The 25,351-nt window shown below is 67.5% G+C and carries 16 protein-coding genes, 3 rRNA genes and 2 pseudogenes; 14 read left to right on the top strand and 7 right to left on the bottom strand.

Annotated features, from left to right (window positions below; all coding sequences use genetic code 11):
* Positions 1–3 precede the first annotated feature (3 nt).
* From OG782_RS19800 to OG782_RS19765, 8 genes are all read left to right on the top strand, one after another.
* Complete coding sequence (locus OG782_RS19800; RefSeq protein ID WP_406452757.1) at positions 4–591, top strand: hypothetical protein; 588 nt, start codon at positions 4–6, stop codon at positions 589–591.
* 78 nt (positions 592–669) lie between these two features.
* Positions 670–1,359, top strand: coding sequence for a DUF402 domain-containing protein (locus OG782_RS19795; RefSeq protein WP_406459163.1), 690 nt, complete (start codon positions 670–672; stop codon positions 1,357–1,359).
* Positions 1,360–1,638: 279 nt separating this feature from the next.
* On the top strand, positions 1,639–1,947 hold the full coding sequence (locus OG782_RS19790) for a hypothetical protein (protein WP_018101695.1): 309 nt from the start codon (positions 1,639–1,641) through the stop codon (positions 1,945–1,947).
* A gap of 179 nt (positions 1,948–2,126) precedes the next feature.
* Positions 2,127–2,960, top strand: a complete 834-nt coding sequence (locus OG782_RS19785; protein ID WP_406452755.1) for a hypothetical protein — start codon at positions 2,127–2,129, stop codon at positions 2,958–2,960.
* On the top strand, positions 2,950–4,302 hold the full coding sequence (locus OG782_RS19780; RefSeq protein WP_406452753.1) for a hypothetical protein: 1,353 nt from the start codon (positions 2,950–2,952) through the stop codon (positions 4,300–4,302). Before OG782_RS19785 ends, OG782_RS19780 begins: the two co-directional genes overlap by 11 nt.
* Positions 4,299–5,849 (top strand): SCO6880 family protein, encoded by a 1,551-nt coding sequence (locus OG782_RS19775; RefSeq protein ID WP_406452751.1) that lies wholly within the window; start codon positions 4,299–4,301, stop codon positions 5,847–5,849. Before OG782_RS19780 ends, OG782_RS19775 begins: the two co-directional genes overlap by 4 nt.
* A 42-nt stretch (positions 5,850–5,891) precedes the next feature.
* Complete coding sequence (locus OG782_RS19770; RefSeq protein WP_406452749.1) at positions 5,892–7,310, top strand: ATP-binding protein; 1,419 nt, start codon at positions 5,892–5,894, stop codon at positions 7,308–7,310.
* Position 7,311: 1 nt separating this feature from the next.
* A complete protein-coding gene (locus OG782_RS19765) occupies positions 7,312–9,039 on the top strand; it encodes a type VI secretion protein (RefSeq protein ID WP_406452747.1) in 1,728 nt (575 codons plus the stop codon).
* Between the two features lie 25 nt (positions 9,040–9,064).
* Here the strand turns inward: OG782_RS19765 and OG782_RS19760 are convergent, their stop codons facing one another.
* Complete coding sequence (locus OG782_RS19760; RefSeq protein WP_406452745.1) at positions 9,065–9,622, bottom strand: GNAT family N-acetyltransferase; 558 nt, start codon at positions 9,620–9,622, stop codon at positions 9,065–9,067.
* Between the two features lie 143 nt (positions 9,623–9,765).
* Here OG782_RS19760 and OG782_RS19755 point away from each other — a divergent pair.
* From OG782_RS19755 to OG782_RS19740, 4 genes and pseudogenes are all read left to right on the top strand, one after another.
* Positions 9,766–10,563 (top strand): annotated as a pseudogene (locus OG782_RS19755) (ATP-binding cassette domain-containing protein); the annotation flags it as partial.
* Positions 10,564–10,762: 199 nt separating this feature from the next.
* Complete coding sequence (locus OG782_RS19750) at positions 10,763–11,422, top strand: sensor histidine kinase (protein ID WP_406459161.1); 660 nt, start codon at positions 10,763–10,765, stop codon at positions 11,420–11,422.
* Positions 11,368–11,780: pseudogene (locus tag OG782_RS19745) on the top strand (LuxR C-terminal-related transcriptional regulator); the annotation flags it as partial. The gene OG782_RS19750 and the pseudogene OG782_RS19745, both read left to right, overlap by 55 nt.
* Before the next feature lie 190 nt (positions 11,781–11,970).
* The gene (locus tag OG782_RS19740; protein WP_406452743.1) at positions 11,971–12,531 is read left to right on the top strand and encodes a PH domain-containing protein; all 561 of its coding nucleotides are present in this window, start codon (positions 11,971–11,973) and stop codon (positions 12,529–12,531) included.
* Between the two features lie 50 nt (positions 12,532–12,581).
* Here OG782_RS19740 and rrf read toward each other — a convergent pair.
* From rrf to OG782_RS19720, 4 genes are all read right to left on the bottom strand, one after another.
* Positions 12,582–12,698, bottom strand: a 5S ribosomal RNA gene (gene rrf / locus OG782_RS19735).
* 79 nt (positions 12,699–12,777) lie between these two features.
* Positions 12,778–15,902: ribosomal RNA gene (locus OG782_RS19730) — 23S ribosomal RNA — on the bottom strand.
* Positions 15,903–16,200: 298 nt separating this feature from the next.
* Positions 16,201–17,726: ribosomal RNA gene (locus tag OG782_RS19725) — 16S ribosomal RNA — on the bottom strand.
* Together the 16S, 23S and 5S rRNA genes form the textbook arrangement of a ribosomal RNA operon.
* Positions 17,727–18,416: 690 nt before the next feature.
* The gene (locus OG782_RS19720; RefSeq protein WP_406452741.1) at positions 18,417–18,971 is read right to left on the bottom strand and encodes a MarR family winged helix-turn-helix transcriptional regulator; all 555 of its coding nucleotides are present in this window, start codon (positions 18,969–18,971) and stop codon (positions 18,417–18,419) included.
* A gap of 156 nt (positions 18,972–19,127) precedes the next feature.
* Between OG782_RS19720 and OG782_RS19715 the strand changes: the two genes are divergently transcribed.
* Positions 19,128–20,432, top strand: coding sequence for an MFS transporter (locus tag OG782_RS19715; protein ID WP_406459159.1), 1,305 nt, complete (start codon positions 19,128–19,130; stop codon positions 20,430–20,432).
* A 19-nt stretch (positions 20,433–20,451) separates the two neighbouring features.
* Here OG782_RS19715 and OG782_RS19710 read toward each other — a convergent pair whose 3' ends face one another.
* A complete protein-coding gene (locus OG782_RS19710) occupies positions 20,452–22,104 on the bottom strand; it encodes a SpoIIE family protein phosphatase (RefSeq protein ID WP_406452739.1) in 1,653 nt (550 codons plus the stop codon).
* Between the two features lie 190 nt (positions 22,105–22,294).
* The gene (locus tag OG782_RS19705; RefSeq protein ID WP_406452737.1) at positions 22,295–23,692 is read right to left on the bottom strand and encodes an NAD(P)/FAD-dependent oxidoreductase; all 1,398 of its coding nucleotides are present in this window, start codon (positions 23,690–23,692) and stop codon (positions 22,295–22,297) included.
* Between the two features lie 399 nt (positions 23,693–24,091).
* Here OG782_RS19705 and OG782_RS19700 point away from each other — a divergent pair, with 399 nt between their 5' ends.
* On the top strand, positions 24,092–24,922 hold the full coding sequence (locus OG782_RS19700; RefSeq protein ID WP_406452735.1) for a TetR/AcrR family transcriptional regulator: 831 nt from the start codon (positions 24,092–24,094) through the stop codon (positions 24,920–24,922).
* The last annotated feature ends 429 nt before the right edge of the window (positions 24,923–25,351 follow it).

Here is a 25,351-nt window from a genome sequence, read left to right as displayed (position 1 = left end):
GTCATGTCCCTCACCACGCGCCTCAGCCGTACAGCCGCAACAGCCGCCCTCCTCGCCCTCGGCGTGACCGCGTGCGGAACCGAACAACCCGGACAACAGGCCCAGTCGGCGATCCCCCGCCCCTCGTTCACCCCCCGGCCCAAGTGCGCACAGCCCACCGAGACCCCCCGTCCCCCCAGCCCGTCCTCCTCCTCGCCCACCCGGAGCGCGACCGGAGCACCGCAGGAGGGGAACAACGAGGACCGGCCCCCCAACTACGCCGACAACCACGCCTACCGCATGTCGGCCGAGCTCACGCCGGACAAGCGCGCCAAGGGCGAGGCGTCGGCCGCGCGCATCCAGGCCGAGCTGGAGAAGGCCCGCAAGGAGGGCGACGTCAGCGAGAAGCGGATCACGGCGGCGTTGCAGCGTCTGGGCTGCGGGAAGCAGCACGGCGTCTACATCTGGCACGAGTTCTACAGCGTTCACACCGGCGACGTGTGCGTGTCCGGACACGTGACGGAGAAGGAACTGACCATCGAGGTACACGGCGCCTACGCCGAGCCGCAGCCGGGAACGGGACCGTGCGTGGAGAACCGCGGCGGCCACTGACCCTGCGCCCGACGCAGGGCACGGCACGGCACCAACCCGGGCAGGACCGTTCGCGTGTCCGGACGGCCCCCCGTGGGCATGATCATCGGCATGAACGCGGGCATGAGCGACAAGCCGGGGCAGATCCTGCACTGGAACTTCTTCATAGGCGGCCACCTGAGCGCCTCCGTACCCGTGCGCCTCGTCGAACGCACGGCTGCGGGTCAGCTGGTGTGGATGGAGTCCGGCACACCGATGTGGCGGACGGCCCTCCCGCGCGGCATCACCCACCTGCGGGACATCGCCCCGCAGGAGCGCCCCGCCGAGGGCTACCCCGTGGTGGCCGACCGCTGGCCGATGGGCAACGCCCTCTTCTACCAGCCCACCGGCGCGGCGCACTCCGTCCTGTGGCTGTTCGGGCGCAGACGGAAATTCCGGGGCTGGTACGTCAATCTGGAACGCCGCGTCCATCACGGCGACGACATCGACATCGCCGACCACGAGCTGGACATCAACGTGGCACCGGACCGGACCTGGCAGTGGAAGGACGAGCAGTCCTTCGCGGAGAAGACCGGCCACCCCGCGTACTGGACGGCCGAGGAGGCCACCGCCATCCGGACCGAGGGAGACACGGTCGCACGGCTCGCCGAGGCCGGAACCTTTCCCTTCGACGGTTCGTGGTGCGATTTCCGGCCACCGTCGGCCTGGACGACACCGCCCCGCCCACCCAGTCCCCGCCACCCGCTCCTCCGGCCGGCGGACGCCCCGACCTCGCGCCCGATGCCCTGATGGGTGCGGTTGAGGCCCCGCTGCGCGTCTCGGTCAGGGTGGCGCGATGGCAATCATTGCCCGGCGTCACTCTCCGTGATACACAGAGTAACCATACGTACAACGGTCAGACACCGATTCGATCCGCAGGTCAGGGCGGCCGGATCGGTCAAATGTACGAGATCCGGGTAAAGAGAGCCGCCAAGTCGTCGTACGAGAGCAGTTTCATCAGCGAAGATAGAGGGTGACCCGTGCCGTGCGGCGCGGGCTCCGAACTACCCAACAGGGGCGGTGACTTACATGATCCTGGCAGCTGAAAAGGGCGACATCACCACCATCATCGGCGGAATCGCCCCGAACTGGGGGCCGTTCGGGACCTTGGGCAACGAGGCCCGCGTAATGATCGAGGTCGTGATGGCGATCGCCATCCTGCTCTGCCTCGGCATCGCGGTCTGGGGTGCGGCGAAGCAGCGAATCGGCGCGACGGCCCTGCGCGACACATTCAGCGCCGAGCAGGGCAAGGGGCTGATCGTTGCCGGTCTGACCGGTGTGTTCATCATCGGATCGCTGGGAACCTTGTTCACCATCGTCTACGGGATGGCCGTCTAACCCGCCGTCAGCCCACCCCGGGGGCAGTCCCGCCCCTCCCCACCATCCGTCCGTCGTGCCCACCGGCAGAGGTTGCGTCCCCTGATGTCGAGTCACCACACCGCGTCCGCGCGGAAACCAGCACGGCTACCGTCGTACTACGACGCGGTTCAGGCAACGGTTGAGGGGGCGTACGCGGCATGAGTCTCGGCGACGAGGACGGCTACAGCACCATCGGCGGTACGCGCCAGACCCGGACCCGCTTCCCCGACGGCGAGGGCGGCGACGGCTACGGCCCCCGCCGCCCGGCCCGCAGCTCCCGTTCCCTGATCACGGTCATCGGCGTGGTGGTCCTGCTGCTGGGCGCTATCGCGTTCGCGAACATGGGCGGCGGCGACGGGGGCGACGGCGGCGCGTCGGGAAGCGGCGGCAAGAAGGCGGACGCGGCGCCGACGGCGGCTACTGGGACGAAGCCGGTGACGGGGAAGAACGGCGAGATCGCGTCGGGGTTCGCGCATGACCAGCAGGGGGCGGAGAGTGCGGCGGCGAACTACTCCGTGGCGCTCGTGTCCGCAGACATCCTCAAACCGGCTCAGCGGGCACAGATCGTGCGACAGGTCTTCGTCGCAGGCAGAGTCGATGAACTCGAGACCAAGTTCAACCAGGCATACAGCAAGGACTTCCTCGACAAGGTTGGTCTCGACGAGAACGGTAATGCCGCTGAGGGCATGACGTACGTCTCGAGGACTGCGCCCGTCGGAACCAAGGTGACCCAGTTCTCAGGCTCTTCCACCTCTGTAGAGGTGTGGTGCACCGGAGTCTTCGGCACAGCCGGTGTCGGCTCCACCAATCCCGTGAGCAATGACTGGTTCACCATGACGCTCAAGCTCAAGTGGGAGGGCAACGACTGGAAGGTCGACAGCTTCTCCCAGAAGGACGGCCCGGCACCGGTCAATACCGACCGTACGGCCTCCAATGCCGACGAGATCGCCAAGGCTGTCGAGGAGTACGGAGGGTTCACCTATGCCCGCTAATTCACGGCACGCACTCAAACTGGGTGCGACCTTGGCGAGTGTCCAGGCAACATTGGTGATCCTTGCAACCCGTGTCGCCGCTGCTCCGAGCCCCTCTCCCTCCCCCTCAGGAGATGGGAACTGCTCCCTTATCGTGGGCCCGGCCAAGGACTACTGCGAAGGCGGCAGCTCCAGCCCCGCATCCAAACCCCCCAACAGCACCGACCCCGCTCTCGACCCCCTCACCTCCCTCGGCCGTGGCTGCGCCGACGCCGCCGCGTGGATCGTGGGCAAGCTCAGCGAGGCCGTCAAAAGCACCGCGAACGTCGACTTCACCAACACCCGGTTCCTCCAGCAGTACGCGATCGTCTTCGCCGCCTCCACCGTGCTGACGCTCGTCCTGTGGCTGCTCGCCGTCGCCAAGCGGGCGATCCGCGGCGTGCCGGTCACCACGGCGATCTCCGAGGCCATCGGGTTCCTGTGGCTCACCGTGCTCGCGTCCGCGTTCACACCGCTGATCCTCTACACGATCGTCTCCGCGACCGACGGCGTCACCGAGGTCATCGCCTCGTCCTCCGGCGGGCAGACCGATGTCTTCTTCGGGTCCTTCGCCGAGGCGCTCAAGAAGGACGCCGACATCGGCGGCGGCCCGATCATGCTGATCGTCGTCTCGCTGGTGTCGATCCTCGCCGCCGGCATCCTCTGGCTGGAGCTCGTGATCCGGGCCGCCCTGCTCTACGTGGGCGCCCTGCTCGGAACCGCCGTGTACGCGGGGCTCGTCGACAAGAACATGTGGGGGCACGTACGGCGCTGGGCGGGCATCATGATCGCGGTGATCATGGTGAAGCCGGTCATCGTCATCGTGCTCGGGCTGGCCGGGGCGCTGTCCTCGGACGACGGGCCCGACGCGTTCTCCGCCGTCGTGTCCGGGCTCTCCATCATCCTGCTGGCGATCTTCGCCTCCGGCATGATCTACCGCTTCGTCCCCGGCTTCGGCGACGAGATCCAGGGTGCCCGTACCAACCGCAAGCACGCCACCGACGGCTCCCAGGCCGCCGCGATGATCAGCTCGCCCGCCGCTCTCGTCTCCCAGGGCATCAAGACCCACAGCAGCCGCGGCGGCGGCCAGGACGGCGGCAACAACAGCGGCGGCGGGCGGCCCGCCAACCCGGTCAGCGGCGGAGTCGCCGCCCACAGCTCCCGCAACTCCGGGAGCGGAGTCGGCGGCGGATCTGTCCCCTCCGCCGCACCTTCGCCCCGCAGCGGTTCGGGCCCCACCTCCGGAACCCCGCACAGCAGCCGGGGCCCACGCGGCGGATCAGGCAGTTCAGGTAACAAGAGCACAGGAGGTGGCGGGCGTTGAGCACTCAGTCCCATCCGATCACGCCCCGCCGTACGTATCTCATCGGCCGGGCCAGGCCGAACGCGATCGTCGGCAAGAACCGCGAGACCGGCGAGATCGCCCTGATCATCGGCGGCGCGTTCCTCGGCATGATGAGCGGGCTGCTCGTCCCGGTCCTCTCCCTGCGGATCGTGCTGCTCACCGGCTTCCCGCTGCTCGCCCTGGCGATCGTCTACGTCCCGTACAAGCACCGGACCTTCTACAAGTGGTTCGAGATCAACCGCAGCTACAAGCGCTCCCTGCGCCGCGGCACGGCCTACCGTTCCCTCGCCATCGAGGCGGGCGTCAGCGCCGACGGGCGTGAGGTCGAGATCGGGCCGCCCCCCGGCATCGGCCGGATCAACTGGCTGGCCGCACCCTTCGGGCCGGACGAGATCGCCGTACTGCTGCACGCCGACCGCCGCACCGTCACCGCGGCGATCGAGATCGAGGGGCCCGGCGTCGGGCTGCGCGACAGCGAGGACCAGGAAGCGCTCGTCGACCGGTTCGGCACCCTGCTCAAGCACGTCGCGAACGGCGACGGGTTCGTGACCCGCATCCAGATGCTGGCCCGTACCCTGCCCGCCGACCCCGACGCACACGCCAAGGACGTCGCCCAGCGCGGCGACAAGAACTCCCCGGGCTGGCTGCAGGAGTCCTACGACCAGCTCCAGTCGATGGTCTCCACCTCCAGCGAGCAGCACCGCGCCTACCTCGTCGCCTGCATGCACTTCACCCGCGAGCTCGCCGCCGAGGCCAACGCCATGGCCCGCGCCGCCCGCCCCGGAGCCGGACGCAGGCTCGACCGGGACGCCGGCCTGGCCGTCGTCATGGCGCGCGAACTCACCGACATCTGCGCCCGCCTCGCCGAGGCCGACATCCGGGTGCGTCAGCCGCTCGGCCAGAGCCGCCTCGCCTCCCTCGTCCACTCGATGTACGACCCCGACCACCCCATCGACCACATCCAGGCGATGACGAAGCGCAACGCGTGGCCGGCCGAACTGGACGCGGTCGAGCCGACGTTCCTCCAGGCCAAGACCCGTGAGTCATCCACCCGCGCACCCTGGTGCCACTCCACGGCCTGGGTGAAGGAATGGCCGATGACGCCCGTCGGCGTCAACTTCCTCGCCCCGCTCCTCGTCCACACACCCGACGTGATCCGTACGGTCGCGGTCACCATGGACCTCGAACCCACCGAGATCGCCATCGAGCGGATGCTCACCGAGAAGACCAACGACGAGGCCGAGGCCAGCCGCCAGGCCAAGATGAACCGGACCGTCGACCCCCGCGACATCGCCGCCCACGGCAGGCTCGACCAGCGGGGTGAAGATCTCGCGAGCGGCGCGGCCGGAGTGAACCTCGTGGGGTACATCACCGTGTCCTCGCGTTCGCCCGAATCACTCGCCCGCGACAAGCGGACGATCCGGGCCTCGGCCGGGAAGTCCTATCTGAAGCTGGAGTGGTGCGACCGCGAGCACCACCGCGCGTTCGTGAACACCCTTCCGTTCGCCACCGGCATCCGCCGCTAGCCGCACACGACCGAGAGAGACGAAAGGGAGGTCGGTCACGCCATGCGAGATCCGCTGTCCGCGTTGTCGGACGCCTTCACCGCCTTCCTCTTCGGGAAGGTGGAGACGACCAGGCTGCCCGTCCGCACCTCCACCGGGCAGGCCCAGGCGGTCTACCTGCCCACCGCCGCCCCCGGCCTCGGCGACTCCGGCGTGATCATCGGCCGCGAGGTCTACTCCGGCAAGGGCTACATCTACGACCCCTTCCAGCTCTACGGGCAACAGCTCCCCGCCCCGCACTGGCTGGTCCTCGGCGAGTCCGGGAACGGCAAGTCCGCGCTGGAGAAGACGTACGTGCTGCGCCAGCTCCGCTTCCGCGACCGCCAGGTCGTCGTCCTGGACGCCCAGGGCGAGGACGGCGTCGGCGAATGGAACCTCATCGCCCAGGAACTGGGCCTGACCCCCATCCGCCTCGACCCGACCTCCGCGCTCAACGGCGGCATCCGCCTCAACCCGCTCGACCCCGCGATCACCACGACCGGCCAGCTCGCCCTGCTCCGCACCATCATCGAAGTCGCCATGGGACACGGCCTCGACGAGCGCTCCGGCTTCGCGCTGAAGGTCGCGCACGCCTATGTGAACGAGACGACGACCGACCGCCAGCCCGTGCTGATGGACATCGTCGACCAGCTCCGCCACCCGGAACCGGAATCCGCCGAGGCGATGAACGTCGACATAGACGACGTACGGGCCTGGGGCCTGGACGTCGCCCTCGTCCTCGACCGGCTCGTCGACGGCGACCTGCGCGGCATGTTCGACGGACCGACATCCGCAGGCATCGACCTCGACGCCCCACTGATCGTCTTCGACCTCTCGCACATCGACCGCAACTCGATCGCCATGCCGATCCTGATGGCGATCGTCGGCGTCTGGCTGGAGCACACCTGGATCAGGCCCGACCGGAAGAAACGCATCTTCCTGGTGGAGGAGGCCTGGCACATCATCAACTCCCCCTTCGTCGCCCAGCTCTTCCAGCGCCTGCTCAAGTTCGGCCGGCGCCTCGGGCTGTCGTTCGTCGCCGTCGTCCACCACCTGAGCGACGTGGTCGACGGAGCCGCGGCACGGGAAGCGGCGGCCATCCTGAAGATGGCCTCGACGCGCACGATCTACGCACAGAAGGCCGACGAGGCGAGAGCCACCGGCCGGGTCATCGGGCTGCCACGATGGGCGGTCGAGATCATCCCCACGCTCACCCCGGGCATCGCGGTCTGGGACGTCAACGGCAACGTACAGGTCGTCAAACACCTGATCACCGAGGCCGAACGCCCCCTCGTCTTCACCGACCGCGCCATGACCGAGTCGTCCGCGTCCGACCTGCTCCCGGAGGACGTACGCGCCGCCGAACTCGAGGCGGAACAGCGCGCGGCCAGGATCGAGAACCAGCAACGACTGAACGAGTCGTCCGAGTCAACGGTGGCATGACATGGCGGGGCGCGGCGAGGAACACAACGGTGGCAACGGGGGCGGCAGTGGCGGCATCCCCGACGGACTGCTGATCGGGCTGCTGGCCTTCCTGCTCGGGCTGACCCTGCTGGCCTGGACGGCCACCGGACTGGCCGGCCTCCTCGCCCACGGCGGCTGGCCGGACGGCGTCACCCTCGTCGAGACCCCGCTGGCCCTGCGCCGGCTGCTGGAGGCCCCGCACGACCTGCCGGCCGCCTGGCCGTCCACCCCTGCGGGCGAGCTCTCCGGGTACGGACTGTTCTGGGGCCTGCTCATCGGCGAACTGATGGTGCTCGTGGTGCTGTCGGTGTTCGTCATGGGCGTCGTCACCCGCTGGCGAGCCGTCCAGGCCCGCGGCCGCGCCGAACGGCAGGAGCGGCGGGAACTGCTGGAACAGCGAGTGCGGCAGGAGCGCAGGGAACGGCGGGAGAGCAAGAAGCGGAAGAGGGGAGGCAAGGAGCAGACGTACGTGCACGAGTCGCCCCTCGACGGCCCCGAACCCGCACCGCAGCAGCCCGCCCCGGCCACCACCAGCCCTCTCGCCGCCACCACCGCCACGGAACACACCCCCGAGCCCTGGTCCCTGGACAAGGATCGGGACGCGACGCCGGCCCCGGAACAGGACACGCGGCAGGACCTGGAGCGCAACCCGGTACCGGCCCCGGCGGGGAGCGGCCCCGGGCCGGCCCGCACCACCGCTCCCCCCGGCACCGCTCCTCCCGTAACCGCGTCCCCCGCCTCCGTCCCCGTCCCGTCCGCCGTCCCCTCCCCGCGCACCCCGCTCCTCGTGTTCGGCCCCGCCGCCACCCGGCGGCCCACCGCCGTCCAGGCCATCCGCGAGGCCGGCGGACCCGCGCTCGTCGTCACCTCCGACCCCAGCGTCTGGGCCGAGACCAAGGACGCCCGCGCCAAGCTCGGCCCGGTCCTCGTCTACGACCCCGGCCACCTCTGCGACACCCCGGCCCGCATCCACTGGTCCCCGACCTCCGGCTGCGAGCAGCCCGAACGGGCGGCCGCCCGGTCCGCCGCACTCCTCGCACCGGTCCGGCCGCAGACCCGTATCGACACGGCGACGGCCGACACCGCCGAAACCCTCCTGAAGTGCTGGCTGCACGCCGCCGCCATCGACGGCCGCCCCTTCCGCCAGGTCCACCGCTGGGCCCTCAACGGCAGCGCCCACGAACCGGTGCGCCTGCTCCGTACCCACCCCAAGGCCGCACCCGGAATCGCCGGGCTTCTGGAGTCCGCGCTCACCGCCCATCCCGAACGCCGCGAGATGGCACAGGAACTGACCGTACGGGCGCTCGGCGCCCTCTCCTCGGTCCACATCCGGGACGCCTGCACACCGAATCGAGCCGATGCGCTCGCGCTGGAATCTTTTGCGGCCGAGGGGGGCACTCTTTATGTGGTGGGCGAACCCATCGAGAACCCCCGATCCGGCCCAGGGGCCATGCCCCTGCTCACGGCGCTCGCCTCAGACGTGGTCGAGCACGGCCGCCGCATGGCCGCACGGTCATCCGACGGCCGGCTCGACCCACCAATGACACTCGTCCTCGACGACGTGGCGGCGGTGGCCCCGCTCCCCCGGCTGCCGGACCTGCTGGCCAACGGTGAGCGGCGCGGCCTGCCCACCGTCGCCCTGCTCCGCTCCCCCGAACAGGCCGGCGCCCGCTGGTCCCAGCGGCTCCGGATCCCGACCGCCCCCTGACCTGCGGGCCGGGCCCGGCCGGCCCCTACGGCCTCGGAACCGCGAACTCCAGCTCACGCGACGTCGGGTCGCCCGGCATCGGCACGGTCTCACCGGTCGGCGTGAACCCGATCCGGCGGTAGGCGGCGGCAGCCCGCGGATTGTCCTCGTGGACGTACAGCCGTACGCGCTCGATCAGCGGCTCGCCCAGCGACCAGGCCCACTCCATACCGGCCCGGAACAGTTCCTCGATCAGCCCCCGGCCCCGCGCCTCGGGCCGTACGAACACCCCGACCATATGGGCCTGGTGGACCGAGGCCCCCTCACCGAACACCACGCCCCCGTCCGGCCGCTCGATCAGCACACTCACCGTGCCCGCCCAGCTGCCGTCGGGCGCCTCGGCGATGAACTGCCGTACCCCTCCGGCGCCCTCCTCCGACGCACCGGTCGTCCGCTCCCGCCAGAACTCATCGGTCCGCTCCAGGCAGTTCTCGTACGTCTCCAGGAACGCCACCGGAGCGGCCGGATCCTGCAACGCGGTCAGCCGGAGTTCCTTGGCCTGCTGCCACTCATCGGCGCGTACCGGCCGTATCACGTAGTCCATGCACCGATCCTGACCTGCACTGCCGCAGCCGCGCAATGTGATTCCCGCCGGGTCCGCCGCGTCGTACCCCGGTACTACGCCCGCCGCGACAACCCGCCCCCGGTCCGACGCCCCGCGCCCGGCCGCTCCGTAGCGTCGGCCACATGATCAGGGCATACGAACTCACCAAACGGTACGGAGACACCACCGTCGTCCAGGACCTCGACTTCACGGTCCGGCCCGGCACCGTCACCGGCTTCCTCGGCCCGAACGGCGCCGGGAAATCCACCACCATGCGCATGCTCCTCGGCCTGGACGCCCCCACCCGCGGCCGCGCCACGGTCGGCGGCCGCGCCTACGCCACGCACAGCGCACCGCTCACCGAAGTCGGCGCCCTCCTGGAAGCCCGCTCCGTCCACCCCGGCCGGACCGCCTTCCACCACACGATGGCGCTCGCCCACACCCACGGCATCCCGCGCAGCCGCGTCGAACACGTCCTCGGCCTGGCCGGGCTGAGCGCCGTCGCCGGAAAGCGCGTCAAGGGGTTCTCGCTCGGCATGGACCAGCGGCTCGGCATCGCCGCCGCCCTGCTCGGCGACCCGGCCACCCTGATCCTGGACGAGCCGGTCAACGGCCTCGACCCGGAGGGCGTGCTGTGGATCCGCAACCTGCTCAGGTCCCTGGCCGCTCAGGGCCGCACGGTCCTCGTCTCCTCGCACCTGATGAGCGAGATGGCCCTCACCGCCGACCATCTGGTCATCATCGGACGCGGCCGCCTCCTCGCCGACACCACGGTCGCCGACTTCGTCGCCACGGCGGGCGGCGGCGCGGTCAAGGTCGTCACCCCGCAGGCCACCGCCCTGCGCCGGCTCCTGACCGGACCGGGCATCACCATCACCGGCACACCCGGCACGGAAGCCGACGAGCTGGAGATCCGCGGCACCGACGCCGCCCGCATCGGACACCTCGGGCGCCCTCCCGCTCACCGGACACATCCAGCGCCTGCTCCACCGCGTCCGCGCGTTCGACGGCCGCCGGCCGCTGCTCCGGGACGGGCTGCTCACCTCGTTCTGGGTGCTCTTCGCCGTCGTCGACGTCTCGTCCGGGGGCTGGCGCACGGTGGCCGTCGACCCGGACGTCCCCGCGCCACTGGTGCTCACGATGAGCGTGGCCTTCTCCGCCCCGCTGCTGTGGCGCCGCAGCCATCCGCTGGCCGTGCTGGTGTTCATGGCCCCGTTCTCCCTGGTCAACGTATGGACGGGGGCCGTCCTCCAGGCAGCCTTCCTCCAGGAGATCGTGGTCTTCAGCATCGCGCTCCGGCTGCCGCTGCGTGCCCTGGCCCGGTCGGGCGCCCTCGTGCTCGCCCCGCTCCTGATCGGCGCGGCCCGCTTCCCGGACGACTGGAACCGGCTCCTCCTGCCCCACCTGTACGCGTTCGCGTTCGCGTCCCTGGTCGGCATCGTGGTCCGTACGCGCAAGGAGTACACCGCCGCCCTCGTCGACCGCGCCGACCGGCTCGAACGCGAACGCGACCAGCAGGCCCAGCTCGCCGCGGCCGCCGAACGCACCCGGATCGCCCGCGAGATGCACGACATCATCGGGCACAACCTCTCCGTGATCACGGGCCTCGCGGACGGCGGCGCCTACGCCGCGGCCAGGAGCCCGGAACGGGCCGCCCAGGCACTGGAAGCCATCGGCACCACCAGCCGCCAGGCCCTCGCGGAACTCCGCCGCCTGCTGGGCGTCCTGCGCGACGACCCCGACTCGACCTGGACCGCTTCGCGTACGACGGCCTGCGCGCCGGCGCCAGCGGCTTCCTGATCAAGGACGCGCTGCCGGAGGAGCTCCTCTCCGGCATCCGCTCGGTGGCCGGCGGCGACGCGGTGGTCGCCCCGAGCCTGACCCGCCGTCTCCTGGACGCGTACGCACAACACTTGCCGGCCGTCCCCGGTGGGCCGGCCACCCCCGACGCACGGATCGCGAACCTCACCGACCGGGAGAGGGAGATCCTCACCGTCATCGGCCGGGCTGGAGCAATACGGAGATCGCCGAACGGCTCCACGTGGCCGAATCGACCGTGAAGACACACGTCTCACGCATTCTGGCGTAGACCGGAACCAGGGACCGCGTCCAGGCGGTCATCCTGGCGTACGACACCCACCTGGTGACTCCGGGCTGAGCGAAGGTGCGGTTACCGGCCCGACCAGCCCACGTGATGACATGACCCTGACGGCCTGGACGGCTCAGTCCATATGGCTCGCTCAACCGCAGTCTCCCTCCGGGGAGTCGTGCGACTCGCAGCCGCCCGAGACCTGATGAAGGGAACCATCATGTCCATACCCTCACCCACTCCTACAGCCGGTGAAGGGATGTTGCTCCCCGCCGAGCGGGCCCGCCGCTCCATGACCTACCTCTGCATCATCCTCACGGCGATGCTCGGCCTGGTGATCCTCGAGGTCCTGGTGTTCTACGTGGTCGGCGCGCTGGTCGCCGGTGACGGCATGGAAATCGTGCGCTCGCCGGACGTCGCCGGATATGCGGGACTACCAGTGGTCCTAGGAGTGGTGTGCCTGCCCCTGTTCGCGGTCGCGTGGCGGCATCCGGCCCTGCGCATCGATTCAACGGGCATCACCAAGGTGCGGCCCGGCGGTACAGAGAGCGTGCCGTGGGGTGAAGTCGACAAGGTTCAGTTCACCCCGAAGGGGGCGGTTCTGGTGCTGGTGGTGAAGGCGGACTCCCGCTCGGGGAAGCTGAACGCTGCCGGCGGACAGTCGATTCCTGTGCCCTACTACGCGCTCGGAAACACCTTCTGGCGCCGCCGGAGGCCGGCTCACCGCGACCTGATCGTTGATGCGGTCGAGCGATTCGCCCCGGGAAAGTACACCGCTGTGCCCTGGGACATTCGGCGGAGCCGCGGTAAGAGCTCGTAAACGCAGAAAAGCCCCGTGCCACAAGGGCACGGGGCTTTTCAACAATGATTGTTCGGCGGCGTCCTACTCTCCCACAGGGTCCCCCCTGCAGTACCATCGGCGCTGAAAGGCTTAGCTTCCGGGTTCGGAATGTAACCGGGCGTTTCCCTAACGCAATGACCACCGAAACACTATGAAATTAACCAACACCGGATAAAAACACGGCCGTTCGTTATTTCAGAACTAACACAGTGGACGCGAGCAACTGAGGACAAGCCCTCGGCCTATTAGTACCAGTCAGCTCCACCCGTTACCGGGCTTCCACATCTGGCCTATCAACCCAGTCGTCTACTGGGAGCCTTAACCCCTCAAGAGGGTGGGAATACTCATCTCGAAGCAGGCTTCCCGCTTAGATGCTTTCAGCGGTTATCCTTTCCGAACGTAGCCAACCAGCCATGCCCTTGGCAGGACAACTGGCACACCAGAGGTTCGTCCGTCCCGGTCCTCTCGTACTAGGGACAGCCCTTCTCAATATTCCTACGCGCACAGCGGATAGGGACCGAACTGTCTCACGACGTTCTAAACCCAGCTCGCGTACCGCTTTAATGGGCGAACAGCCCAACCCTTGGGACCGACTCCAGCCCCAGGATGCGACGAGCCGACATCGAGGTGCCAAACCATCCCGTCGATATGGACTCTTGGGGAAGATCAGCCTGTTATCCCCGGGGTACCTTTTATCCGTTGAGCGACAGCGCTTCCACAAGCCACTGCCGGATCACTAGTCCCGACTTTCGTCCCTGCTCGACCCGTCGGTCTCACAGTCAAGCTCCCTTGTGCACTTACACTCAACACCTGATTGCCAACCAGGCTGAGGGAACCTTTGGGCGCCTCCGTTACTCTTTAGGAGGCAACCGCCCCAGTTAAACTACCCATCAGACACTGTCCCTGATCCGGATCACGGACCCAGGTTAGACATCCAGCACGACCAGAGTGGTATTTCAACGACGACTCCACAACCACTGGCGTGGCCGCTTCAAAGTCTCCCACCTATCCTACACAAGCCGAACCGAACACCAATATCAAACTATAGTAAAGGTCCCGGGGTCTTTCCGTCCTGCTGCGCGAAACGAGCATCTTTACTCGTAGTGCAATTTCACCGGGCCTATGGTTGAGACAGTCGAGAAGTCGTTACGCCATTCGTGCAGGTCGGAACTTACCCGACAAGGAATTTCGCTACCTTAGGATGGTTATAGTTACCACCGCCGTTTACTGGCGCTTAAGTTCTCAGCTTCGCCGACCCGAAAGTCAGCTAACCGGTCCCCTTAACGTTCCAGCACCGGGCAGGCGTCAGTCCGTATACATCGCCTTACGGCTTCGCACGGACCTGTGTTTTTAGTAAACAGTCGCTTCTCGCTGGTCTCTGCGGCCACCCCCAGCTCACCGAGTAAATCGGATCACCAGTGATGGCCCCCCTTCTCCCGAAGTTACGGGGGCATTTTGCCGAGTTCCTTAACCATAGTTCACCCGAACGCCTCGGTATTCTCTACCTGACCACCTGAGTCGGTTTAGGGTACGGGCCGCCATGAAACTCGCTAGAGGCTTTTCTCGACAGCATAGGATCATCCACTTCACCACAATCGGCTCGGCATCAGGTCTCAGCCTTAATGTGTGACGGATTTACCTACCACACGGCCTACACCCTTACCCCGGGACTACCACCGCCCGGGCTGGACTACCTTCCTGCGTCACCCCATCGCTTACCTACTACAAGTCTGGTTCATCGGCTCCACCACTACCCTCAACTCCGAAGAGATCGGGCCGGCTTCACGGACTTAGCATCGCCTGATTCAGTACTGGGCGTTTCAAAGCGGGTACCGGAATATCAACCGGTTGTCCATCGACTACGCCTGTCGGCCTCGCCTTAGGTCCCGACTTACCCTGGGCAGATCAGCTTGACCCAGGAACCCTTAGTCAATCGGCGCACACGTTTCTCACGTGTGTATCGCTACTCATGCCTGCATTCTCACTCGTGAACCGTCCACAACTCGCTTCCGCGGCTGCTTCACCCGGCACACGACGCTCCCCTACCCATCCCAGCCCCCGTTGGGGGTACATGCTGGAATGACACGACTTCGGCGGTACGCTTGAGCCCCGCTACATTGTCGGCGCGGAATCACTTGACCAGTGAGCTATTACGCACTCTTTCAAGGGTGGCTGCTTCTAAGCCAACCTCCTGGTTGTCTCTGCGACTCCACATCCTTTCCCACTTAGCGTACGCTTAGGGGCCTTAGTCGATGCTCTGGGCTGTTTCCCTCTCGACCATGGAGCTTATCCCCCACAGTCTCACTGCCGTGCTCTCACTTACCGGCATTCGGAGTTTGGCTAAGGTCAGTAACCCGGTAGGGCCCATCGCCTATCCAGTGCTCTACCTCCGGCAAGAAACACACGACGCTGCACCTAAATGCATTTCGGGGAGAACCAGCTATCACGGAGTTTGATTGGCCTTTCACCCCTAACCACAGGTCATCCCCCAGGTTTTCAACCCTGGTGGGTTCGGTCCTCCACGAAGTCTTACCTCCGCTTCAACCTGCCCATGGCTAGATCACTCCGCTTCGGGTCTTGAGCGCGCTACTAAATCGCCCTATTCGGACTCGCTTTCGCTACGGCTTCCCCACACGGGTTAACCTCGCAACACACCGCAAACTCGCAGGCTCATTCTTCAAAAGGCACGCAGTCACGACTGCATGTGCAAGCACATACAGCGACGCTCCCACGGCTTGTAGGCACACGGTTTCAGGTACTATTTCACTCCGCTCCCGCGGTACTTTTCACCATTCCCTCACGGTACTATCCGCTATCGGTCACTAGGGAATATTTAGGCTTAACGGGTGGTCCCGCCAGATTCACACGGGATTTCTCGGGCCCCGTGCTACTTGGGTGTCTCTTAAACGAGCCGTTGATGTTTCAGCTACGGGGGTCTTACCCTCTACGCCGGACCTTTCGCATGTCCTTCGCCTACATCAACGGTTTCTGACTCGTCTCATGGCCGGCAGACCATGAAAAAGAGATCCCACAACCCCGCATGCGCAACCCCTGCCGGGTATCACACGCATACGGTTTGGCCTGATCCAGTTTCGCTCGCCACTACTCCCGGAATCACGGTTGTTTTCTCTTCCTGAGGGTACTGAGATGTTTCACTTCCCCTCGTTCCCTCCACACTGCCTATGTGTTCAGCAGCGGGTGACAGCCCATGACGACTGCCGGGTTTCCCCATTCGGAAACCCCCGGATCAAAGCTTGGTTGACAGCTCCCCGGGGACTATCGTGGCCTCCCACGTCCTTCATCGGTTCCTAGTGCCAAGGCATCCACCGTGCGCCCTTAAAAACTTGGCCACAGATGCTCGCGTCCACTGTGCAGTTCTCAAACAACGACCAGCCACCCATCACCCCGTTCCGAAGAACGAGTGCACTGGGGCCGGCAACCGAAGGACGACCTTTACGGCCGTACCTTCAGATACCCAACAGCGTGCCCGACACAATCAACCCGTTTACGCTTTCCACGCCGAAGCAGTACTTACGAAAACCAGCCAACCGTGCCGAATAGTCAACGTTCCACCCATGAGCTAACCACCGCCGAACATTTGCCGGCGTAGTGGCTCTGGATTCCTTGCGGAATCTAGATGCTCCTTAGAAAGGAGGTGATCCAGCCGCACCTTCCGGTACGGCTACCTTGTTACGACTTCGTCCCAATCGCCAGTCCCACCTTCGACAGCTCCCTCCCACAAGGGGTTGGGCCACCGGCTTCGGGTGTTACCGACTTTCGTGACGTGACGGGCGGTGTGTACAAGGCCCGGGAACGTATTCACCGCAGCAATGCTGATCTGCGATTACTAGCAACTCCGACTTCATGGGGTCGAGTTGCAGACCCCAATCCGAACTGAGACCGGCTTTTTGAGATTCGCTCCGCCTCGCGGCATCGCAGCTCATTGTACCGGCCATTGTAGCACGTGTGCAGCCCAAGACATAAGGGGCATGATGACTTGACGTCGTCCCCACCTTCCTCCGAGTTGACCCCGGCAGTCTCCTGTGAGTCCCCATCACCCCGAAGGGCATGCTGGCAACACAGAACAAGGGTTGCGCTCGTTGCGGGACTTAACCCAACATCTCACGACACGAGCTGACGACAGCCATGCACCACCTGTATACCGACCACAAGGGGGGCACCATCTCTGATGCTTTCCGGTATATGTCAAGCCTTGGTAAGGTTCTTCGCGTTGCGTCGAATTAAGCCACATGCTCCGCTGCTTGTGCGGGCCCCCGTCAATTCCTTTGAGTTTTAGCCTTGCGGCCGTACTCCCCAGGCGGGGAACTTAATGCGTTAGCTGCGGCACCGACGACGTGGAATGTCGCCAACACCTAGTTCCCAACGTTTACGGCGTGGACTACCAGGGTATCTAATCCTGTTCGCTCCCCACGCTTTCGCTCCTCAGCGTCAGTAATGGCCCAGAGATCCGCCTTCGCCACCGGTGTTCCTCCTGATATCTGCGCATTTCACCGCTACACCAGGAATTCCGATCTCCCCTACCACACTCTAGCCTGCCCGTATCGACTGCAGACCCGGGGTTAAGCCCCGGGCTTTCACAACCGACGCAACAAGCCGCCTACGAGCTCTTTACGCCCAATAATTCCGGACAACGCTTGCGCCCTACGTATTACCGCGGCTGCTGGCACGTAGTTAGCCGGCGCTTCTTCTGCAGGTACCGTCACTTTCGCTTCTTCCCTGCTGAAAGAGGTTTACAACCCGAAGGCCGTCATCCCTCACGCGGCGTCGCTGCATCAGGCTTTCGCCCATTGTGCAATATTCCCCACTGCTGCCTCCCGTAGGAGTCTGGGCCGTGTCTCAGTCCCAGTGTGGCCGGTCGCCCTCTCAGGCCGGCTACCCGTCGTCGCCTTGGTAGGCCATTACCCCACCAACTAGCTGATAGGCCGCGGGCTCATCCTTCACCGCCGGAGCTTTTAACCATCCCCCATGAGAGGGAAAGTGTTATCCGGTATTAGACCCCGTTTCCAGGGCTTGTCCCAGAGTGAAGGGCAGATTGCCCACGTGTTACTCACCCGTTCGCCACTAATCCACCCCGAAGGGCTTCATCGTTCGACTTGCATGTGTTAAGCACGCCGCCAGCGTTCGTCCTGAGCCAGGATCAAACTCTCCGTGAATGTTTTCCCGTAATCGGGTAGACACCACGAGAGCGGAACGACCATGTCGGAATATGACCGGTCGTCCACTGAATCCTCGCTGTGTGCATTGCCTACCAGGCCAGTGGCCTCGTAGGACTTTCAAAGGAACCTCGAACCTGCCGAAGCAGGTCGGGGTATCAACGTATCTGGCGTTGACTTTTGGCACGCTGTTGAGTTCTCAAGGAACGGACGCTTCCTTTGTACTCACCCTCAGAACATTCTCTGGGGCTTTCCTCCGGGCGCTTCCCTTCGGTCTTGCGTTTCCGACTCTATCAGACTCTTTCGTGTCCGATTCCCGGTCGAAGCGGGTTTCGCTTTCCAGTTCTTCGCTTTCGCGTTTCCCTTTCCGGCGAGTCCGACTCTATCAGATCCTTTCGGGCCTGATTCCCAGTCAGTGGGGCTTGCCTTCCCGGCTGTTGGGCCGTTCCGACGTCCAAAACTCTAGCGGATTTTCCCGGCGACTCATAATCGAGTCATCGAAATCAATTTCGGCACGCCGAAATTGTCCCGGGTGGGAGATCGTGCTGAGTTTTGGTTGCCGCATTCGCGGCGGGATCGGCTGCCGCAGAACCGTTCAGGCTCCGTGACAACTCGAAGAACCTTACGGATCGGGCCGAGGCGTGTCAACCCCTCCTCGGCCCTCCCCAGCCGGCCCCGGCGGGGGCGGCCTCAGTCCAGGTCGGTGAGGCGGCCGCCGGCGTCCGGCTGGGCGTGCTCCACCCTGCGCAGGAGGCGGATCAGCATCTCGCCGAGCTTGCCGCGCTCGTCGTCCTCCAGGTCCTGGAGCAGCTCCTCCTCGAAGTCGCTGGCCATGCGCATCGCCTCCAGCCACTTCGTACGGCCCTCGTCCGTCACCTCGACGATGACGCGCACCCGGTTGTTCTCGTCGCGGTCGCGGGTCACCAGACCCTCGCCCGCCATGCGGTCGATGCGGTGCGTCATCGCGGCCGGGGTGAGACCGAGCCGCTTCGCGAGCTCCCCCGGGCCGAGCCGGTACGGGGCGCCGGCCAGGACGAGGGTCTTGAGGACCTCCCACTCGGCGTTGCTGATGCCGAGCGCGGCGAGCTGCCGTCCGTACGCCACGTTCATCCGGCGGTTCAGCCGGCCGAGGGCGGAGACGACCTGCTCGACCTGGGGGTCCAGGTCGCGGTACTCGCGCTGATAGGCGGCGATCTGCTCGTCGAGGCTCGGCTCCTGGAGCCCGGAATCGGTCGTGTCAGGCATGGCGGGCAGTATGGCACGCCCTCCACAGCCGTCGAAGTCCTTCGACTTGTATTGTTGAACCTCTAACTTTAGTGCTAAAGTCTTCGGGTTCGAGTCGTTCCTGTCGCTCGAGCACACGGCTTCGAGACCTTGAGGTAGGTGAGTGTGACCAGGGAAATGGGTGCAGCACTGCGGCGGATCCAGCTGGGGAGCGCGCTGAGCGCGTTCGGGCTGGGGTTCACCGTTCCGTATCTGTACGTCTATGTGGCGCAGGTACGGGATCTGGGCGCCGGTACGGCGGGAGTCGTGCTGGCGGTCTTCGCCATGGCAGCGCTCGCCGTGCTTCCGTTCACCGGCCGGGTCATCGACCGTCGCGGGCCACTGCCCGTACTGGTCGTCGCCTCGGTCGTCGCCTCCCTGGGCGCCGCCGCACTCGGCTTCTCCTCCCAGATCACCGCCTCCGTCCTGTCGGCGGCGGTGCTCGGAGCGGGCACGGCCGTCATGCAGCCGGCCCTCGCCACCATGCTGGTCCGCTGTTCCGACACCGGCACGCGCACGCGCGCCTTCGCCACGCAGTTCTTCCTGCAGAACCTGGGGCTCGGCATCGGCGGCCTGGTCGGCGGACAGATCGTCGACACCAGCCGTCCGGAGTCCTTCACCCTGCTGTTCCTGATCGAAGCGGTGATGTTCCTCGTGCTCGGCGCCATCACGGCGACGGTGCGGATGCCGCGTACCCCTGCCCTCGCGAAGGCGGCGGCGGACGGTTCCGCCGGGCAGGGCGGGCTGCGGGTGCTGCTCTCCCACCGGGCCATGGTGCAGCTGTGCGTACTGGGCTTCGTGCTGTTCTTCGCCTGCTACGGACAGTTCGAGTCCGGCCTTGCGGCGTACGGGACCGAGGCCGCCGGGATCGAGCCGTCGACGCTCGGGATCGCACTGGCCGCCAACACCGCCGTCATCGTCGTGGCCCAGTTCGTGGTGCTGCGTCTGGTGGAGCGCCGCAGGCGCAGCCGGGTCATCGCGTGGGTCGGCCTGATCTGGGCGTTCGCCTGGATCGTGGCGGGCTACGCGGGGCTCGGGCACGGCAGCCAGACCATGGCGACTGCCGCGATGATCTCCACGTACGCGCTCTTCGGGCTCGGCGAGTCGATGCTGTCGCCGACCGTCGCGCCGCTGGTCGCCGATCTGGCGCCGGAGTCCATGGTCGGCCAGTACAACTCGGCGTTCGCGCTGTGCAAGCAGCTGGCGCTGGCGGTCGGGCCCGCCGTGGGCGGGCCCATGGGGGCCTCGCTGCACGGGCCGTACATCGTGACGTTCGTACTGTTCTCGCTGGGGATCACGGTGCTGGCGCTGCGGCTGGGCCGGCGGCTCACCCCCGTACAGGACCAGCCCTCGCTGGCGGCGGCGCCGTCGCGGGTGGTGGCCGTGTCGCTGCCGGAGAACACACCGGCCGAGGGGCCGGCCCCGGTCGCCGCCGTCCGCTGACGGCCGGGTCCCGGGCCCGCTACTGCGGCAGGGCGAACTCGCACCACACCGCTTTGCCGCCGCCGGGGGTGCGGCGGCTGCCCCAGGACGTGGCGATCGTCGCGACGATGGAGATGCCCCGGCCCGCCTCGTCGGCCGGGTCGGCTCGGCGGCGGCGCGGCAGGTGGTCGTCGCCGTCGGTCACTTCGATGATCAGCCTGCGGTCGGTGCGCCGCAGGCCCAGGCGCATCGGCGGGGTGCCGTGCTGGAGGGAATTGGCGACCAGCTCACCCGCGGCGAGAACGCCCAGGTCGCACAGCTCCCCCGGGAAGCGCCACGAGGTCAGCACGCCCGTCGCGAAGGCGCGGGCCCGCGGGGCCGCTTCGATGCCGCCGAGCAGGTCGAGCGAGGCGTTGTGGAACAGCTCCGCGGCCGCCCCCGTGCGCGCGGGGTGCTGGACGACCAGCACCGCCACGTCGTCGTCGTGCTCCGCGGTGACGTTGAGGGACCGGATCAGCCGGTCGCAGACCACCTGCGGGGACCCCTTCGCACCGGACAGCGCGCGCTCCAGCGCGGCCACTCCCTCATCGATGTCCTCGCTGCGGCGCTCGACCAGGCCGTCCGTGTAGAGGACGGCGGTGGAGCCGGGCGGCAGGGCGATCGTGTCCGAGGTGTGGACCCAGCCGCCGGTGCCGAGCGGAGGGCCGGTCGGGTCCTCGGCGCGGCGGACCGTGCCGTCCTCGTCGCGCACCAGGATCGGCAGGTGGCCGGCGGAGGAGTAGACGAGCAGGCCCTCGTTGGGGTCGTGGACGGCGTACGCGCAGGTGGCGATCTGGCTGGCGTCGATCTCGGCGGCGAGCCCGTCGAGCAGCTGGAGCACCTCGTGCGGCGGGAGGTCCAGGCGGGCGTAGGCCCGCACGGCCGTGCGCAGCTGGCCCATCACGGCCGCGGCCCGCACTCCGCGCCCCATCACGTCCCCGATGACCAGCGCGGTGCGGCCCGCGCCGAGGGTGATGACGTCGTACCAGTCGCCGCCGACCGCGGCGTCCGTGCCGCCCGGCTGGTAGGTGGCGGCGATCCGCAGGTCGTCGGGCTGTTCCAGCTCCTGCGGGAGCAGCGAGCGCTGGAGCGTGACGGCGGTCTCGCGGTGGCGGCGCTCGCTGGTGCGCAGCCGCTCGGCCGCCTCGGCGTGGTCGGTGACATCGGCGGCGTACACGAGGACGCCGCTCTCGTGCCCCTTGTCCTTGTCGCGCCGCACGGGGGTGCAGGTCACGGTGTACGAATTGCCGCTTGCGGCCTTGCGGGACTTGACCGTGCGCGGTGTGCCGCTGCGCAGGACCTGGTCCATCAGGGGAAGCAGACTGAGCTCGGTGAGTTCGGGCATCGCCTCGGCCGCGCGGGCACCGCAGGGGCGGGGGCCGAAGGCCGCCGCGTAGGCGTCGTTGATGTACGCGATGCGGTGGTCGGGGCCGTGCACCAGGGCGACGAGGGCGGGCAGCTGGCCGAGGATGTCGCGGGCGGAGAGGTCCTCGAGGGCCGGCGCCCCGGGCCGGGTGCCGGAGCCGTCCGGCGGGGCGGACCCCGGTTCGGCCTGTGCGTACTCGGCGCGGGCCGCGGGTACGGGACTGCGGTCGTCCCGGGCGGCCCGGCGCTGCGTACCGGGGAGGCGGGCGCTCCAACGCGTGAAGTTCACGGAATTTCTGGCCTCGTGTGTCGGTCTGGTCCGCTCGGGCGGGCTGCTTCCTCTGCCGGGGCGTCCCACCTGTCGTGGGGCGGTTACTGCCCCCGGGACGGTCTTCGCTGGTCACTGTCGGTTGCTGCCGGCCGGGTCACTCTGTGCAGATGTGAGCCCACCTATGGTCACACGTCCAGTGTGTCGGACCCTACTGACAGTCGTCGCCGTCGGGCAGCGGGCGTCTGCCTGCGGCGAGTTCGAACTCGGCCCTGGGGTGTTCCAGGGAGCCCAGGGAGACGATCTCGCGCTTGAAGAGACCGGCCAGCGTCCATTCGGCCAGCACGCGTGCCTTGCGGTTGAACGTCGGGACGCGGCTCAGGTGGTACATGCGGTGCATCAGCCAGGCCGGATAGCCCTTGAGCCGGCGTCCGTAGATGTGCGCGACGCCTTTGTGGAGGCCGAGCGAGGCGACGGAGCCCGCATAGCTGTGGCGGTACTCCTGAAGCGGTTCGCCGTCCAGCGACGCGACGATGTTGTCCGCGAGGACCCTGGCCTGGCGGACCGCGTGCTGGGCGTTGGGGGCGGTCTCCCGTCCCGGTTCGCCGGCGGTGAGGTCGGGTACGGCGGCGGCGTCGCCCGCGGCCCAGGCGTGTTCGGTCGCTTCGACGGTGAGCCGGGCGGTGCACCGCAGCCGGCCGCGTTCGTTGAGGGGCAGGTCGGTGGCGGCGAGCAGCGGGGCGGGTTTGACGCCCGCGGTCCACACGAGCGTGCGGGTGGGGAAGCGGGAGCCGTCGCTGAGCACGGCGATCCGGTCCTCGCAGGACTCCAGCCGGGTGTCGAGGCGTACGTCGATGTTGCGGCCGCGCAGTTCCCGTACGGCGTACCTGCCCATCGACTCCCCGACCTCGGGCAGGATGCGGCCGGTGGCCTCGACGAGGATCCACCTCAGGTCCTCGGCCTTGATGTTGTGGTAGTACCGCGCGGTGTAGCGGGCCATGTCCTCGAGCTCGGCGAGCGCCTCCACTCCCGCGTAGCCGCCGCCGACGAAGACGAAGGTGAGGGCGGCGTCGCGGATGCCGGGGTCGCGGGTGGCGGAGGCGATGTCCATCTGCTCGATCACGTGGTTGCGCAGGCCGATGGCCTCCTCGATCGTCTTGAAGCCGAAGCCGTGGTCGGCGAGGCCGGGGACGGGCAGGGTGCGCGAGACGGATCCGGGGGCGAGGACGAGTTCGTCGTACGGGATCTCCAGGGCGCCGGTGCCGTCCTCGCCCGTGGCCAGGGTGGTGACGGTCGCGGTGCGTTTGGCGTGGTCGATGCGCTGGGCCTCGCCGATGACGATGGTGCAGTGGGGAAGGACCCGGCGCAGCGGTACGACGACATGGCGCGGTGAGATCGAACCTGCGGCGGCTTCGGGGAGAAACGGCTGATACGTCATATAGGCATCGGGCGTGACGACGACGATCTCGGCCTCGCCGCTTCTCAGCCTCTGCTTCAGCTTCCGCTGGAGACGCAGCGCGGTGTACATCCCGACGTAGCCGCCACCGACCACGAGAATGCGCACACCCGGCGGGGGGCCGGGGGGTGTTCCCCCGGAAGCAGAAGCCATCACCACCCCATGACGCAACGTGCACCGGATTTTGTCCACAGCCCCGGCAAATTGTGTGACCGGCGGTCCGGTACGGACGGGTGGCGCCGGCGGCTCCGGTGGTACGGAAGGCCCGCAGGTCAGAGGTCGCGGTGAGGTGTGCGGGAGGGGGGTCAATCGGTGACCAACCGGTTCTTGCTCCGATCGGGGGGCGCTCCGGGCGGAACTGCCCCCTTCTGAATTGACCCGGGCTCAACTATGTTCGTATGTCGTCGGGGTGTCGGACGGTGACCATCGATCCACCCCCGACTGATACGGCGGGAGTCTCCGGGGGGAGACGTCATAACCGGGGGAACAGTTATGGATGTTCAGGAATCGCATTGGCCGACTGCTGCTGTCGCGTCCGAAGGAATCGGACGAATGGGGGCAGTCGCGACGGTGAGCGGTCTCGGATCCACCGCGGCGCCGTCTGCGGTGAGCACGCTGGGTGCCGCACTCGGCAGCCAGGCCGCAGCCGGGACGAACGGGCGCTCGGCGCCGCTTCGGGTGGACGCGCAGCGCAATCTGGAACACGTACTGCGGGCCGCGCGCGAGGTGTTCGGGGAGCTGGGCTACGGCGCCCCGATGGAGGACGTGGCACGCCGCGCCAGGGTCGGCGTGGGCACGGTGTACCGGCGCTTCCCCAGCAAGGACGTGCTGGTGCGCCGGATAGCCGAGGAGGAGACCTCCCGGCTGACCGACCAGGCCAGGACCGCACTGGGCCAGGAGGAGGAACCGTGGTCGGCGCTGTCGCGCTTCCTGCGGACCTCGGTGGCCTCGGGCGCGGGACGGCTGCTGCCTCCGCAGATACTGCGGGTCGGCGTGGAGAGCGACGAGTCGACGGTGGTCGGCGAGGGCGGTGCCGTACGGGCACCGGAATCCGCGGCGGGTGAGGCGCGGGACGAGCCAAGGGTGCCCCAGCAGCGGCAGGAGACCGCTCAGGCCGCTCTGCGGGTGGCCGAACCGCGCTCCGCGCCCGAGGCCGGGACCGAGGGCCTCGGTATCGGAGCGGGCGAACTGCTGGAGGTCGTGGGCCGGCTGGTCGACCGGGCACGCGCGTCCGGGGAGCTGCGCCGCGATGTGACGGTGGCCGATGTGCTGCTGGTCATCGCGACGGCGGCGCCTTCACTGCCGGACGCGGCCCAGCAGGCCGCGGCTTCCTCACGGCTGCTGGACATCCTGCTGGAGGGACTGCGCTCGCGCCCCGAGTGACCCCTCGGCGGGGCGCCTGAACCGGGATACGTGAACCGGGATACGTGAGCGCCGGGATGCGCGAACCGGGATGCGCGAACCGGGATGCTTGAGCGTCGGAATGCGTGAGCCGGGATGCGTGAATCGCGTGCCGGGCGGCTGTGCGGCCTCGTGGGAACGGGGTGCGCCAGTCGTCCGGACGCGGTCGCTGCGGACGCGGTCGCCGCGGGCAGCGCGGTCGCTGCGGACGCGGTCGCCGCGGGCAGCGCAGTCGCTGCGGTCACTGCGGACGCCCTCGTCACGCAGGTCACGCAGGTCATGCAGGGCACGCAGGTCACACGCTCTCTCAGCCTTCCCGTCGACACATCCCCTTACCTCTTCCTCAACTGCCCCTTCAGCACATCCTGTTACTCCTTCCCCGAATGCGTGTCCGCTAGTGCTCACATTCGG

Origin of the sequence: Streptomyces sp. NBC_00876 (assembly GCF_045207435.1) — a bacterium.
In the GTDB taxonomy this organism is placed as follows: Bacteria; Actinomycetota; Actinomycetes; order Streptomycetales; family Streptomycetaceae; genus Streptomyces.
Note: the sequence above shows the minus strand (reverse complement) of the source record. Positions and strands in the feature narration are given on the sequence as shown.